This window comes from Ensifer meliloti (assembly GCF_030064585.1).
Taxonomy (GTDB): Bacteria; Pseudomonadota; Alphaproteobacteria; order Rhizobiales; family Rhizobiaceae; genus Sinorhizobium; species Sinorhizobium meliloti.
Genome location: NZ_CP120364.1, coordinates 734,645 through 748,297, shown reverse-complemented (window position 1 = coordinate 748,297; position 13,653 = coordinate 734,645). Strand labels below are relative to the sequence as shown.

Annotated in this window: 11 protein-coding genes; 8 read left to right on the top strand and 3 right to left on the bottom strand. The window is 64.5% G+C overall.

Annotated elements, in window-relative coordinates; all coding sequences use genetic code 11:
- The first annotated feature begins 62 nt into the window (after nt 1–62).
- The 4 genes from PZL22_RS03410 to PZL22_RS03395 are packed head-to-tail and all read left to right on the top strand — an operon-like array spanning nt 63 to nt 3,392.
- A complete protein-coding gene (locus PZL22_RS03410) occupies nt 63–926 on the top strand; it encodes a branched-chain amino acid ABC transporter permease (RefSeq protein ID WP_013850315.1) in 864 nt (287 codons plus the stop codon).
- Between the two features lie 6 nt (nt 927–932).
- The gene (locus PZL22_RS03405; protein WP_284718489.1) at nt 933–1,934 is read left to right on the top strand and encodes a branched-chain amino acid ABC transporter permease; all 1,002 of its coding nucleotides are present in this window, start codon (nt 933–935) and stop codon (nt 1,932–1,934) included.
- Entirely contained in the window at nt 1,931–2,695 is a 765-nt protein-coding gene (locus tag PZL22_RS03400; RefSeq protein WP_284718484.1) for an ABC transporter ATP-binding protein, read from the top strand. The genes PZL22_RS03405 and PZL22_RS03400 overlap by 4 nt, the downstream gene beginning before the upstream one ends.
- A complete protein-coding gene (locus tag PZL22_RS03395) occupies nt 2,676–3,392 on the top strand; it encodes an ABC transporter ATP-binding protein (RefSeq protein WP_013850318.1) in 717 nt (238 codons plus the stop codon). Before PZL22_RS03400 ends, PZL22_RS03395 begins: the two co-directional genes overlap by 20 nt.
- A gap of 179 nt (nt 3,393–3,571) precedes the next feature.
- Here PZL22_RS03395 and cyaK read toward each other — a convergent pair whose 3' ends face one another.
- Together cyaK and PZL22_RS03385 are read right to left on the bottom strand one after the other, a co-directional pair.
- Nucleotides 3,572–5,521: an adenylate cyclase CyaK gene (gene cyaK / locus PZL22_RS03390; protein WP_284718483.1), complete on the bottom strand. Its 1,950-nt coding sequence runs from the start codon at nt 5,519–5,521 to the stop codon at nt 3,572–3,574.
- Nucleotides 5,521–9,138, bottom strand: coding sequence for a FecR domain-containing protein (locus PZL22_RS03385; protein ID WP_284718482.1), 3,618 nt, complete (start codon nt 9,136–9,138; stop codon nt 5,521–5,523). The genes cyaK and PZL22_RS03385 overlap by 1 nt, the downstream gene beginning before the upstream one ends.
- A gap of 130 nt (nt 9,139–9,268) precedes the next feature.
- Here PZL22_RS03385 and PZL22_RS03380 point away from each other — a divergent pair, with 130 nt between their 5' ends.
- Nucleotides 9,269–9,814 carry a Pycsar system effector family protein gene (locus PZL22_RS03380; RefSeq protein ID WP_284718481.1) on the top strand — a complete coding sequence of 182 codons (546 nt, stop codon included), beginning with the start codon at nt 9,269–9,271 and terminating at the stop codon, nt 9,812–9,814.
- A 209-nt stretch (nt 9,815–10,023) separates the two neighbouring features.
- Here PZL22_RS03380 and PZL22_RS03375 read toward each other — a convergent pair whose 3' ends face one another.
- Nucleotides 10,024–10,710 (bottom strand): GntR family transcriptional regulator, encoded by a 687-nt coding sequence (locus PZL22_RS03375; protein WP_013850321.1) that lies wholly within the window; start codon nt 10,708–10,710, stop codon nt 10,024–10,026.
- Between the two features lie 197 nt (nt 10,711–10,907).
- On the opposite strand from PZL22_RS03375, the gene PZL22_RS03370 reads away from it, so the two are divergent.
- The 3 genes from PZL22_RS03370 to PZL22_RS03360 all read left to right on the top strand — a co-directional run bounded on the left by PZL22_RS03370 (nt 10,908) and on the right by PZL22_RS03360 (nt 13,622).
- Entirely contained in the window at nt 10,908–11,954 is a 1,047-nt protein-coding gene (locus PZL22_RS03370; RefSeq protein ID WP_010976261.1) for a 4-hydroxythreonine-4-phosphate dehydrogenase PdxA, read from the top strand.
- Nucleotides 11,955–12,029: 75 nt separating this feature from the next.
- Nucleotides 12,030–13,016, top strand: coding sequence for a tripartite tricarboxylate transporter substrate binding protein (locus tag PZL22_RS03365; protein ID WP_013850323.1), 987 nt, complete (start codon nt 12,030–12,032; stop codon nt 13,014–13,016).
- A gap of 18 nt (nt 13,017–13,034) precedes the next feature.
- Nucleotides 13,035–13,622: a tripartite tricarboxylate transporter TctB family protein gene (locus tag PZL22_RS03360; protein ID WP_003536885.1), complete on the top strand. Its 588-nt coding sequence runs from the start codon at nt 13,035–13,037 to the stop codon at nt 13,620–13,622.
- Nucleotides 13,623–13,653 lie beyond the last annotated feature (31 nt).

Genomic DNA, 13,653 nt, shown 5'->3' with positions numbered 1-13,653 from the left:
GGCGGAAGCCTTCCGGAATGAGGATCGAGGGTGAAGCCTTGCCACAGCGTTAGGATGCGCTCATGCAAACCATCTTCAGCATAGCCGTCGATGCGCTCGCCTATGGCATGGTGCTGTTCGTGATCTCGATCGGCCTTTCGGTCACGCTCGGCCTCATGCGCGTCGTCAATCTTGCCCACGGCGCCTTTGCGATGATCGGCGGCTATATCGCATCCTATGCGGCGCGTGATCTCGGGCTCGGCTACGGCGCCGCGGTGCTGATCGCGGTCTTCGGCACGATCGTCATCGCCATCCCGATCGAGCGCCTGCTCTACCGCCGCATCTACGGTCAGCCGGAGCTGACTCAGGTGCTGATGACGATCGGCATCACCTTCTGCATCATCGGCATTGCCAACTACGTCTTCGGGCCGACTCTCAAGACGATCCCGCTGCCGCCGAGCCTTGAGGGCTCCGCCGATCTCGGCTTCCGTTCGATCGCCGTGCACCGGATATTCGCGATCGTCTGCGGCCTCGCCGTTGCCGGAGCCCTCTGGTTTGCCATCGAGAAGACGGCCTTCGGGGTGAAACTCAGGGCCGCCGTCGACAATGCGGCGATGGCGGCAGCACTCGGAGTGCGCACGGAGGTCGTCTATGCCGTGAGTTTCGCCGTCGCCGTGGGCCTTGCCGCGTTCGGCGGCGTCGTCGGCGCGGAACTGCTGCCGGTCGAGCCCTATTATGCGCTCAGATACATGGTCACCTTCCTGGTGGTCGTTTCCGTCGGCGGTGCGGGGTCGATCCCGGGTGCGCTTGCCGCCTGCCTGCTGCTTGGCGGCATCGATACGACGGGGCGCTATCTCATGCCGGAATTCGGGGAATTCTTCTTCTATCTCGCCGTCATCGCCATCGTCTGCGTATTTCCGCGCGGCCTTGCCGGGAGGATGAAGTAGGTGACCATGGCAACGATGAACGAAGCAGCCACGGCACTTTCTGCGGGCAGGCGGGGGCTCGGCCGCGATCTTGCGGGCCTCGCGGTGATCCTCGTGCTGGCCGGGATCGGCTATCTCCTCTTTCCGAACAATCTGGCGCTGCTCACCCGCATCACAGCGATCGCGCTGCTGGTACTCTCGCTCGATCTCGTCACCGGCTATTGCGGCGTCGCGACGCTCGGCCATGCCGCGCTGTTCGGCAGCGGCGCCTATGCCGCCGGTATCGCGGCCGTGCATTTCGGCATCACCGATCCGCTCCTCATGCTCGCCGCCGGCATTCTCGGCGGTGCGCTGGCGGGGCTCGCCTGCGGGGTGGTGATCCTTCGGGCGCACGGTCTCCCGCAACTGGTGCTCTCGATCGCCCTCATCCATCTGTTCCATGAATTCGCCAACAAGGCCTCGCCCTGGACGGGGGGAAGCGACGGACTGGCCGGCATCTCCCCCGATCCGCTCATCGGCCTTTTCGCCTTCGACCTCTGGGGCCGCACGGCCTATGTCTTCGGCGTCGTGCTGCTCGCAATCGTCTTCGTGCTCCTGCGCCTCGTCGTGCGCTCGCCCTTCGGCATGCTCTGCCGCGGCATCAGGGAGGACCCCATCCGCATCCGGGCGATGGGCGCGTCGCCGACGATCGCCCTCCTCAAGATGTATGTGATTTCCGGCGCGGTCGCCGGCGTCGGCGGGGCGCTCAACGCCGTCTCTACGCAGGTCGTCGGTCTCGACAGCCTCTCCTTCACGCTCTCGGCCGAAAGCCTGGTCATGCTCGTCCTCGGCGGTACCGGCTCGCTCTTCGGGGCGCTTACCGGCACGATCGTCTTCATGTTCTTCGAAGACCTCGTCTCGGCCGCCAACCCGTTCCATTGGCTGACCATGGTCGGAGCCCTGTTGATCGCGGTCGTGCTCTTTGCGCCGAAAGGGCTTTACGGCACGGTCGCAGAAATCCTCGCGCGGCGACGTGGGGCGGGCCGATGAGCGCCATATTCGAAGTCAGAAATCTCAAGCGTTCCTTCGGCGGTCTCGCCGTCACCAACGATGTCAGCCTTTCCATGGCACCGGGCGACCGCGTCGCGTTGATCGGCCCGAACGGTGCCGGCAAGACGACCTTCGTCAATCTCGTCACCGGCAATCTGAAGCCGGACGCCGGAGAGGTACGGATCGGCGGCGAAACCGTCACCAACATCGACGCGATCGGCCGCGTCCGCCGCGGACTCGTGCGTTCGTTCCAGGTGACGCGCCTTTTCCAGGACATGACGCCCGCCGAGCACGTGGCGCTCGCGGTCCTGCAGCGCGACGGCCGGGCGGGGCGCATGTTCGGCAACTTCCTGGCGATGCCCGGGGTGATGGCGGAGGCCGGTAGCCTGCTCGGCAAGCTTGGTCTGCGCGATCTCGCGCACCGGCCGGTGCGCGAGATCGCCTACGGCCAGCAGCGGCTGCTGGAGATCGCGGTGGCCCTGGCGCTCAAACCGAGGGTGCTGCTGCTCGACGAGCCGGCAGCCGGCGTGCCGCAGAGCGACACGGGCCGCATCGAGCAGGCGCTCGCCGATCTTCCCGATGACCTCGCCGTGCTGATGATCGAGCACGACATGGATCTCGTCTTCCGCTTCGCCAAGCGCGTGATCGTGCTTGCTGCCGGCACGGTCATCTTCGACGGCTCTCCAGCCGTCGTCACCAAAGATCCGCGTGTGCGCGAAGCCTATCTCGGGAGCTATGCCGATGCCGGCAGCGCCGCTTGAGGTCGACAATCTCTCCGCCGGCTATGGGCCGACGCGGGTGCTGGAAGGGATTTCCTTTTCGGTGCCTGCCGGCGCGCGGCTTGCGGTTCTCGGGCGTAACGGCATGGGCAAGACGACGCTGCTCGCTACGCTCGCCGGCCAGACGCGGCGCTATGACGGGCGCATCCGCATCGGCGATGCCGACGTGACCGCGCTGCCGAGCGCATCACGCGCGCTGAAAGGCCTCGGTTTCGTGCCGCAGGCGCGCTGCGTCTTCCCGTCGCTGACGGTCGAGGAAAATCTCTTCGTCGGCCTCAAGGGCCGGCCGAAGACGGCGCTGAGCGAGGCCTATGAGATGTTTCCGCGCCTCTACGAGCGGCGCCGAAACCTCGGCTCGCAGCTTTCCGGCGGCGAGCAGCAGATGTTGTCTACCGCCCGCTCGATCCTCGGCCGGCCCTCGGTCCTGCTTCTCGACGAGCCGCTCGAAGGTCTGGCGCCGGTCATCTGCGAAGAGCTGATGAAGGCTTTCGCCGAGCTCGCGAAGACCGGCGACATGACCATCCTGCTCGTTGAACAGCGCATCCAGAGCGCACTCGATTTCGCCGACCGCGTGATCATCCTCGAGCGCGGCAGGCTCGCCTGGAGCGGAACGCCGGAGGCGCTGGCGAAGGAGCACGCCACGGTCGAGCGGCTGCTGGGGGTTGGCGGGCTGCATTGAGCGCCGAGCCCGTGATTTGCCCCTCATCCGCCTGCCGGCACCTTCTCCCCGTCTGACGGGGAGAAGGAACAAGCGGCTAGCTCCTGCCCCGATCTAAGGAAGAGGCGTTACGGCATATTCCCTTCTCCCCGCTTGCGGGCAGAAGGTGCCGGCAGGCGGATGAGGGGCGATTTGCTTATTCATCCCGACAGCCGTTCCCGCTCACGCTCGTAATAGCGCGCGAGCGGCGGCAGCGCCGCCTTGAGTTCATCGAACAAGCCGTCATCGGCAGCGATCTCGCCGCTGTATTTCCGGGCGAGGTAGGCGCGGTGGCGTTCGAGCGCCGGTTCCGAAGCGCCGTCGGCCAGGGTGAAGACGGGGGAGACCGCGCTACGTCCCTTGACGGTGATGCGGTCGAGCTCGGCAACCGCAAATTTCCGGGCGGCAAGTGTTGCCGTACGCTCGCCGAGGAGCAGCGGCACGCCGTAGTCCTTGGAAGCACCTTCGAGGCGGGAGGCGAGATTGACCGCATCGCCCAGCGCCGAATAATCGAAGCGGCGGGCCGAGCCCATATTGCCGACGACGCATTCGCCCGTGTTGATGCCGATGCCGATCCTCAGCGTCTTCGGCGGACGTCCCGCCGCTTTCGCCTCGGCTTCCAGCTCCGCGTTGAGATCGCCGAGGGCGGTGAGCATGTCGCGCGCCGCCTGAACGGCATGGACGGCATGGTCCGGATCGTCGAGCGGCGCGTTCCAGAAGGCCATCAGGCAGTCGCCGATATATTTGTCGATCGTGCCGCGTCGGTTGAGCACCGCCTCCGAAAGAGGGGTCAGGAGCCGGTTGATGAGCGTCGTCAGTCCCTCCGGATCGTCCTTCATGTCCTCCGATATGGTGGTAAAGCCGCGAACGTCGCAGAAGAGTACCGTGAGCGTCCGTCTTTCGCCGCCGAGCTTCAATTGCGAGGGGTCTCTCGCCAGCCGCTCGACGAGAGCGGGCGAGAGATATTGCGAGAAGGCACGGGTGATCGCGCGGCGGCGGCGCCTTTCTTCCGCATAGTCGAGGCCGGCCTGCCCGATTGCCACGCCGAGAAAAGCAAGTGCCGGTGCGAGCGGCGAGACGAACACATGGCCGAGGCGCATCAGGCCGTAGCTTGCAAGAAAGATCAGAATAAGGGCGAGGGCGCCGTAACCGAGCGTCTTCCAGCTTGTCGACCCGAGGACGGCAAGGGCTGCCGCAAGGCTGGCGAGGACGATCGCGGCGATGGCGACCGCCGCTCCCGTCCGCTTGACGAACAGCCGGTGCACGAGATTGTCGTAGATGGTCGCGTGGATCTCGGCGCCGGCGACGAGACCGCGGGAAAAGACTGTGTCGGAGGTGGCGAAGGCATCGATGCCGCCGCCCGCGATGGTAGGGGCGTTCTGCAGGCTCAGGCCCACGATGACGACCCGGTCGCGGAACGTTTCTTCCGGCAGGAAACTTTCCGGGTCGAGCGCCTGATAATAGGAAACGGTCGGGTAGGTGCGCGCCGGGCCGAAGGTCTGCATCAGGGCTCGTCTCGGCGGATAGTGAGGCTCCGCACCGGCAACGGTTGCGAGCGTCATGGCCAAGCCGTCCGGATAGGAGGGAATCTGCCTGAGCGTGCCGTCGCCGCTGAGGTCGACCGAGGCGATGCCCACCTTGGCGCCCCGCTCCAGAAAGGCGGGATGAGGCTCGGTCCGGACGAACTGCTCTGCCTGCGGTGTCCGGATCAGCGTCTCGTCGCCGGCAAGCACCACATCGGGCCCGAGGACTTCGGCAAGCGCCTGATCGTTCTCCGGGGCGGCGGCCGGTTCGGCGAAGATCACGTCGAGTGCGATCGCCCTGGCGCCGGCGGCTCTCAGCGCCTGGATCAGCCGGGCGTGCAGGGCGCGCGGCCAGGGCCACTGGCTGCCGATCTCGGCCATAGACGGTTCGTCGATCGCGACGATAACGGGGCCGTCTTCCGGAAGGCTTGGCCGGCCGAGGATCGAGAGATAGTCGTAGGCGCGCAGGTCGACCAGCGACCAGGAACCGGTTAGCGAGACAAGCGAGACGAGGGCGGCCATCAAGGCCGCCAGGACGGCAAGCTTTGCCCGCCGGGAGGAAAGGCGAAGCTGGCGAGAGGCCTTCATCAGAACCGCACTTTGACGGTGCCCTTGACCGTGGGACCCCAGCCGGGCAGCCCGTCACGCAGCTCGAATTCCTCGTCGAGCAGATTGAAGCCGGCGAGTTCTACCTCGAACCGCTTGTCGAAGGGCTCCCATTGCAGGGCGGCGTCGAGCGTCCAGAAGTCGTCGTGGGTTATCGGACCTTCGGCCCGCTCGCCTATATAGTTCGCGGCAACGGTCGTTTTGATATTGGCTGTGTTGACGAAGGTGAGTGCCACCTGGCCTGAATATTCGGGCAGAAAGGGCAAATCGCCGCCGGCGCCTGCCGAGAGGTCCTCGCTTTCGATCCGGGCCACCGTCGCCGACAGGCCGAATCCATGACCGAGCGCCATGTTAGCGGTCACTGCCACGCGGTCGAGACGGCCCTTGTCGAAGTGGAAATCCGTCAGTGGGAGGAAGGGGCTGGTAATTGGGGTGGCAATCGAACCGTCGCGGATTTCTTGGTGCTGGTAGTCGACAGCGGTGAAGAGCCAGTCGCTCCATTCGGCATCCCAGCGCAAGGCCAGCGTGTCGGCATAGCCTTCCGTGCCGACCAGGAACTGGTTGGGCTGCAGCCCGACGATGCCGACCGGCGCCAGTGTAGCCGCGCCGAAATTGTAGCCTTCGCGCTGAATGGCGGCGCGCAACCAATGGCCCTCTGACGGTGCCCAGGCGACCCCGAGCTTCGGTTCGAGCCGGATGTCGTTGTCGTTAACGTCCTCTATGTAACGGGCGAACAGCGCGCCTTCTATCTTGAGGTCGGGGGTGATTTCGTACAGGCCGTCGATATACGCCTTAGCCACGGCGTGCGTGTCAGAATCATATTCATAGTCGTCCACCGATCCTGAGGGGGGCGGTAGGACCAAACTGAAATGCGTACGGGTGTCTGCTCGAATCTTTCCGCCCTCGACGCCATAGCGCCAAGTCAGGTCGCCATCTCCATACAGATGGTTCAGGGCCGCGATGTAAGTCCGCTCCCTTGCGTCCAAATCGAGATTGGTTTCAGTGCCCGCCGCATCCAGGATGCGCAGGCTGTCCCCAGTGCGAAGTTCTTTGAAGAAGAGCGCGGCGTTTCCGACGTTGCGGTATCCGAATGTATGGCTCCATGCGAGCCCGGAAATGATGCCGGAAGACTCGTCCCCTATCTCTAGGTCAGGCGGAACAGGCAGAAATTGCTGGGTCTCCTCGACATCGGAATAGTTCGCAAAGGCTACAATGCGGTCATCGGGCGTCGGACTGGCCGTAACGTAGCCGTTGCCTCCGATTATCCGCAGGTCACGTTCGAGGCGCGCGCCTCCGGATTCAACCGCATCCCGCGGCTCCTCCCACTGAAATGTCCCGTAGACGCTGATCGGGAACGGCGAGACGGTAAATCCGCGAACCGCAGCTTCCCCGACCCATCCGGTATGATCCTCATTGGCGATGAACCCGCCGCCGAGTTCCGTCTCGAAGAAAGGCGAACGCAGCAGGTTGACCGTTCGCTCGCGGCTGGCGAGCATGTGCGGCTCGATCAGAAGCCCTTGGATGAGAGCGGAAAAGCTTGCGGTATTGACGGTGTTCGTGACGGCGTTGGCGGCGAAATCGTAGGCGTTGAAGAAGGGATTGACGCTGCCGCGGACCGCCTGGTCGACATAGCTGGCACCGGTGAAGGGATCGAAGACGGCGTCGCCGTAATATTGGCCCCAGGCATCCAACCCCTGCAGGCGGAAGGCGTCGTTGAGCGTCGAGCCTTGCTCCTGGTTGGCGCCGAGTGCCGCCGTGTCGCCGCCCTTGGCGCGGGTGCGGCGCAGGGCTTCCTGAGCGTTGCGAATGGCCGCGTCGGCGTCATAGGCATCGATTGCGATCGCGGTTCTGACCGTCGCCACCACGGGATCGTTCGGGTCGAGCCGGTCGGCATTGTCGAGCGCCTGAGCTGCCGGAATGCGGTCGCCCTTCTCGTAATGCGCGGCCGCGAGCAGGAGCTGTGCGTTCGAGTAGGCCGGATTGGCCGTCGAGCCGGCGAGCAGGTCTTCGACCGCCTTGTCGGCCTCGCCGTTCTGCATGTGATAGCGGCCGCGTGCCACCAGCGCCACGTCGAAGGAGGGATCGACGGAAAGCGCGGTGTCGATCTCGCGCTTCGCCTCGGCCATCCGCATCTCGTCCATGTATTGTATTGCGAGGTTTGCGTGGGAGACGGGATCGAGCGGATCGAGCGCAATCGCCTGCTTGAAGGCAGCCTCGGCGGCACGGTTGTCGCCGCGCGCGCCCTGGACCAGTCCGAGGGAATTCCAGATGGAGGAGGAGCCCGGAGCGGTTTTCAGCGCCCTTTCGAGATCAGCAAGGGCGCCCTCGATATCGTTGTCGATGTGATAGCGGTAGTGGGCGCGCGCCTCGAGCGCAGTCGGGTCGTCCGGATCGATCGATAGCGCCCGCTCGACGCCATCGCGAAGCTCGTCGCGGTCATCCAGCAGGAGGGCGAGCTGCGCGCGTGCCGCGGGCAGGGTCGGGTCGTCGGGATATTGCTGCTCGGCCTTCTTGATCACCGCGATCGCCGCGGGGATGTCTTCCCGGAAGCCGGCAGTCCAGGCCCGGGCCATGCCCGCATAGCGGCCGCTTGCGTTGCGCGGCGGCTCCTCCACGCGGGCAGGATCGGCGAGCCCGCGCGCAAAATAGCCGCCATAGGCCGCGATCGTGCGGCGGCTCGGGTCGAGGCCGCGTTCGGCCCTGGCGAACAGACGCGCCGCCTCTTCGTAGCGGTTCGAAGAACCGGCGATCAATGCCTTGACGAGGTCGGCACGTGCCGCCTGGGAGCGGGTCAGGCCCCGGCTCGCGGCTTCCGCGAGCGCGGCCTGAGCCTTGTCGCGACCATTCAGGGAAAGATAAATCTCGGCAAGCGTCAGCCATTCCTCGGCCGGGCGGGATGCTGCCGGCGAGGCCTCGATGCGTGCACGCTCGCGGCGCATCTCGGGAACGCTGAAGGGCGTGGCCGGCATCCAGACGAAGGCATTGCGGAGCGACAGATGAAAGAGCATCTGCTCGCGGTCCTTCGGCGTAACGATCACGATCTTCGCCGGCGCGCTGCCGATCGCGGCAACGGCGCCTTCGCCCTGCTTCACCGTCACGCTGCCATAGGCATTGCTGAGTTCGACGACCCCTTCGAGGACGACGAGCGAGGTCTTTCCGTCGGTGCCTACCGTCAGCGTCCAATCGGTGCCGCGGATGGCGGCGGCTGCAGCCGGCGTATCGATGACCAGGCCCTCGCCGCCACGCTCGGCGCGGGCCCAGATCGTACCCGATTCCAGTCCGAGATTCGTGTCGCCCGCCCCGATCTGCTTGACGCGCAGCGCGGTATTGCGCCCCAGCCTTATCTGCGTGTGATCTCTGAAAAGGACGGCCAGCGCGCCCGTTGCGTTGGTGCGCAGCACGTCGCCGGGAAGCAGGTCCTGGGCGAGGTCGACGACCCGCCAGTTGGAAACGTCGACGAAGCGCACCTCCTCGCCGGATTTGCGGGCAATGACGGAGCCGGCCGCGGGTGACGGGCGCGGAACCGGCTCGGCAAGCGCCCACAAGGGCGCAAAAAGCGTCACCGCGGCAAGCAATGCCCCCGTTCTTCTTCCCCGCATTCCCGAAATACCCCTCGCTATAGTGAATCCAGTGGATTTATAGGGAGGAAAAGTCAAGAGCCCAGTTTTGGGCGTATCTCTTTACTGGTGGAGTGTAATAAAGAGGAGACGAAATAGAGGGGAGTAGCGGATGGAATCAGGGGGAAATCTGTACAGGCTCGATCCTCCAAGTGAAGGAGCCGGGCCGGAGGCGGCGCTGGGGGCCTATTACGACCACATCAGGAAGATCAACGACGTCTTTGCCGATCAGATAAAGACGTCCGATCAGAAGGCGGCCTATATCTTCACTTTCATGTTCGCCTTTCTGGTCACCTCGCAAGAAGGGCGGAGCGTCTTTGCCTGGCAGCGCTATACGGAGGGAAGCACCGTCACGATGGTATTCTCGGCTATGCTGGCGCTTGCATCGATCTTCTCGATCGTTTCGGCGATCCTCGTGGTCCTGCCCAGGAAGAGCGCAACCTCGACGACGCTGTTCTGGGGCGCCTGGTCCCGTCATCGGGAAGGTTTCATGCGGGCAGCGGGGGCCGGCGATCAGGACTTTCTCTTCCGTCAATATGCCGAGAACGCGGACGCGCTCGCGGCGATCGCCTGCGGAAAATACCGCTGCGTCAGCTTCGCCTTCCACGGGCTGCTCGTAACGGTGCTTTCCTATATCTGTCTGCTGGCGGTGAAGTGACCGGCGCGGAGCGGTGATACCCCCCTCTGGCCTGCCGGCCATCTCCCCCACAAGGGGGGTGAGGACGCGCGGCTGTCACTCGCGCTGCAAAGCGCGCCGCTGCAAGCGGGATTCTTAATAGGGGGCAGAGGTTCGCCGCATCTGTTCTCCCCCCTTGTGGGGGAGATGGCCGGCAGGCCAGAGGGGGTATTTTGCCTCGCGTCGACGCCCTAAACCGCGTCGCGCACCCGCTCCCAGGCCCTCGTCAGATGAAGCCCCAGCACTTCCGATAGCCTGGCTTTGTCGCGCGCTTCCAGAGCGGCGATCATTTCCTGATGTTCGGCGACCGCTGCGGCCCATTTCTCCGGGCCTTCATGGCCGATGAAGCGGATGCGCTTCAGCCGCGTCTGCAGCATGGCATGCATGTCGGCCAGGGCAGCATTGCCCGAAAGCCGGGCGATGGCGGAGTGGATGTCCTGGTTGAGCTTGTAATATTGCATCCGGTCGCCCGCCTCGTAGCGGCGCACCATTTCGTCGTGGAGCGCCCGCACTTCGGCGATCTCCGCATCCGTCGCGGCCTCGCAGGCAAGCCTGCCTGCGAGCTCCTCCAGGGTCTGCAGCACGGTGAGCATGTCCCGGACGTCCTTGGCGCTGAAGCGCTTGACGACGGCGCCGCGGCTCGGGACGAGCTCCACCAGGCCTTCGCTCGCAAGATACTTGATCGCCTCGCGCAGCGGCGTGCGCGATACGCCGAGCTGCTCGCCCAGTTGCCCTTCGTGCAGACGGGTTCCTGGCGGAAGGTCGCCCTCGATGATCATGTCGCGCAGATGGCTGACCAGCGTGTCGTGCAGTGCGGTGCGCCGGATGGGTCCCGGGCCGCCTATGGGCCGCTGCTCCAGTGATTTGATTTCGTTCATTTTTCTCGTCTGAGCTTCGGACCGCCGCGCGGCCCTTCCCCTTGAGTATGCGCGATTGAATCAGCGCCGTTCATTCAAGCATGGAGACTGCCCCTGACGTCGTCAACAGAAAATGCTGCATACAGAATACAAAAGACTTGATGCAGAATTTTGAATGACGTATGAGACATCGAAGCATGAAGCGGAGGACATCTCGAATGACGACATCAGGAGCGGACGGAACGAAGGAGCGGCGCCCTGTGATTGCGCTGGCCATGGGCGACCCCGCGGGAATCAGCCCGGAACTGACGGCGCGGCTGCTGGCCCTTTCCGACATCCGCGACGCGGCGCACATCATCGCCATCGGCGATCGCCGCATCCTCGACGAGGGCGCCCGGGTGGCCGGTGTCACGCTGGATCTGGAAGCCGCTTCGCTCGATGCGCTCGACAACGCCGGCACCGCCCGCCACGTCTTCGTGGATCTCGCCCATCTCGATCCGGCCGATGTGGTGCGCGGCGAGGCGACGCTGGCCGGCGGCACCTTCGCCACACGCAATTTCCGCACCGCGCTCGAACTCGCCCATGCGGGCAAGGCCGATGCCGTCTGCTTCACGCCCTTCAACAAGAAGGCGATGCGCTTTGCCTATCCCGGTTATGACGACGAGATCCGCTTCGTCGCCGACGTGCTTTCCTTCACCGGAAAGGTTCGTGAATTCAATGTTCTCGAAAAGGTGTGGAACGCGCGGGTGACGTCGCATATCCCGCTCAAGGACGTGGCATCCCACCTGTCGGTGGAGGCGATCCTTGCCGAACTCAAACTGACGCAGGCCTGCCTCAAGGATGCCGGCTACGAGGAGGCGAAGATCGCGGTTGCGGGACTCAATCCGCATGCCGGCGACGGCGGCAGCTTCGGCATGGAAGAGATCGACATCATCGAGCCGGCGGTCGAGAAGGCCAGGGCGCTCGGCTTTAATGTCGAGGGGCCGTTCCCGGCCGATACGGTCTTCCTCCGGGCGCTGAAGGAAGGCTTCAACGCGGTGATGACCATGTATCACGATCAGGGTCAGATCGCCATGAAGATCATCGGCTTCGACAAGGGTGTGACGATGATGGGCGGACTGCCGTTCCCGCTCTGCACGCCCGCCCACGGCACCGCCTACGACATCGCCGGCAAGGGTATCGCCGATATAGGCGCAACACGCGAGGCGATCCTGCTTGCAGCCCGCATGGCGAAGAAAAAGAGGGCGCTTTCGGCTGCTGCCTGAATTCGCACGCTTTCGATGAATACCGGCGTGAGGGGAGGTCTCGCGCCGCAATCCAACTCAACGGGAGGACCACGCATGAAAAAATCCGTCTCCATCGCAGTAATCGCGGCCGCCGCTTTCGGCCTTGCCGCGCCGGCATCGGCCTTCGAGCCGAACCGCCCGGTCGAATTCGTCGTCACCGCCGGCCCCGGCGGCGGTACCGATATCTTCGCGCGCACCATCCAGGCGATCATCGGCAAGTACGAGCTGATGAAGGCACCGGTCGTCGTCACCAACAAGGGCAGCGCCGGCGGCGCGGAAGGCTTCGTCTACACGGCTGGCTACAAGGGCGATCCCTACAAGCTCGCCTTCGGCACCAACAATGCCTACCTGCTGCCGGTCCGCGCCAAGGTGCCCTATACGTCCGAGGACCTGACGCCGGTCGCCTCGCTCGCGTCCGACGAGTTCGTGCTTTGGGTCAATGGCAAGGCGGACTACGCGACGGCTGCCGATTTCGTCGCCAAGGCGAAGGAAGGCGGCCTGAAGATCGGCGGCAGCCAGTCCAAGGATGCCGACCAGATCCTGACCTCGATGATCAACGACGCAACCGGCGCCAAGATCAACTACATCCCCTTCAAGAGCGGCGGCGAGGCGGCCGTTCAGCTTGCCGGCGAGCACCTCGACGCCAATGTCAACAATCCGAGCGAGAACCTCGGTCAATGGCAGGCCGGCATGATCAAGCCACTCTGCGTCTTCAAGAGCGCGAAGTTCACGAGCGACGCTAAGGTCGCCGGCGACAAGGCCTGGAGCGATATCCCCACCTGCAAGGAAGCCGGCATTCCGATCGAAAACTACTCGATGCCGCGTACCGTCTGGCTCCCTGCCGGCGTCGAGCCTGAGGTCGTCCAGTTCTATGCGGATGTCCTGCGCAAGGTCTCCGAGACGCCGGAATGGGCGAAATATCTCGCCGACAGCTCGCAGTCTCCTGGCTATATGACCGGCGACGAACTCAAGGCCGTCATCGAAAAGGATGGCGCGACGGTCGGCGAAGTGCTGAAGCGCGAAGGCTGGCTCGCCAACTAAGTACCGGTCGATGGGCGCTTGGGACCCCGGGAAGAGGATGCGGGCAGAACCGCATCCATCCTCGGCCTCTCGAACGCCCATTCTCTGCTCGGAAAGGTCACGATCATGAGTGAGAAAAGTGCGAATGGGGTCAGCCGCTTTGCGGTGGAACTCGGCGTCGCCGCGCTGACCGGTGCCTTCGGCATCGCTGTCTGCTACGGCTCCCTCGACATCGGTGCGGGCTGGACAGATATGGGTCCGGATGCAGGCTATTTCCCCTTCTATATCGGCCTGCTCATCGTTCTCGGCAGCCTCGCCAATATCGGGCACGCATTTTTCAAGCATCGCGGTACGGGCGAGGTCTTCCTCGACGGCGCCCGCGCCAGAGTGGTCGCCTCTTTCCTGCTACCGGTTGCGGCCTTCGCCGCCGTTTCCGCCTGGCTGGGGCTCTATGTCGGAACGGCGCTCTACATCGCCGCGACGATGCTCTTCCAGGGGCGCTACAAATGGTGGATCGCGATCCCCGCAGGACTCGGGGTCTCGATCTTCTTTTTCATCGTTTTCGAAATCGGCTTCCAGGTTCCGCTGCTGAAGGGACCGGTCGAGGCCTGGTTCGGAATCTACTGACCCGCAAGGGTGCAGTGCTTGCGGGAGGAAT

Bases quoted from the DNA above. Each gene is read 5' to 3' on its own strand.
- PZL22_RS03410 (WP_013850315.1), top strand. From the start codon at position 63: ATGCAAACCATCTTCAGCATAGCCGTCGATGCGCTCGCCTATGGCATG.
- cyaK (WP_284718483.1), bottom strand. From the start codon at position 5,521: ATGAAGGCCTCTCGCCAGCTTCGCCTTTCCTCCCGGCGGGCAAAGCTT.
- PZL22_RS03395 (WP_013850318.1), top strand. From the start codon at position 2,676: ATGCCGGCAGCGCCGCTTGAGGTCGACAATCTCTCCGCCGGCTATGGG.
- PZL22_RS03385 (WP_284718482.1), bottom strand. From the start codon at position 9,138: ATGCGGGGAAGAAGAACGGGGGCATTGCTTGCCGCGGTGACGCTTTTT.
- PZL22_RS03375 (WP_013850321.1), bottom strand. From the start codon at position 10,710: ATGAACGAAATCAAATCACTGGAGCAGCGGCCCATAGGCGGCCCGGGA.
- PZL22_RS03370 (WP_010976261.1), top strand. From the start codon at position 10,908: ATGACGACATCAGGAGCGGACGGAACGAAGGAGCGGCGCCCTGTGATT.
- PZL22_RS03365 (WP_013850323.1), top strand. From the start codon at position 12,030: ATGAAAAAATCCGTCTCCATCGCAGTAATCGCGGCCGCCGCTTTCGGC.
- PZL22_RS03405 (WP_284718489.1), top strand. From the start codon at position 933: ATGGCAACGATGAACGAAGCAGCCACGGCACTTTCTGCGGGCAGGCGG.
- PZL22_RS03380 (WP_284718481.1), top strand. From the start codon at position 9,269: ATGGAATCAGGGGGAAATCTGTACAGGCTCGATCCTCCAAGTGAAGGA.
- PZL22_RS03400 (WP_284718484.1), top strand. From the start codon at position 1,931: ATGAGCGCCATATTCGAAGTCAGAAATCTCAAGCGTTCCTTCGGCGGT.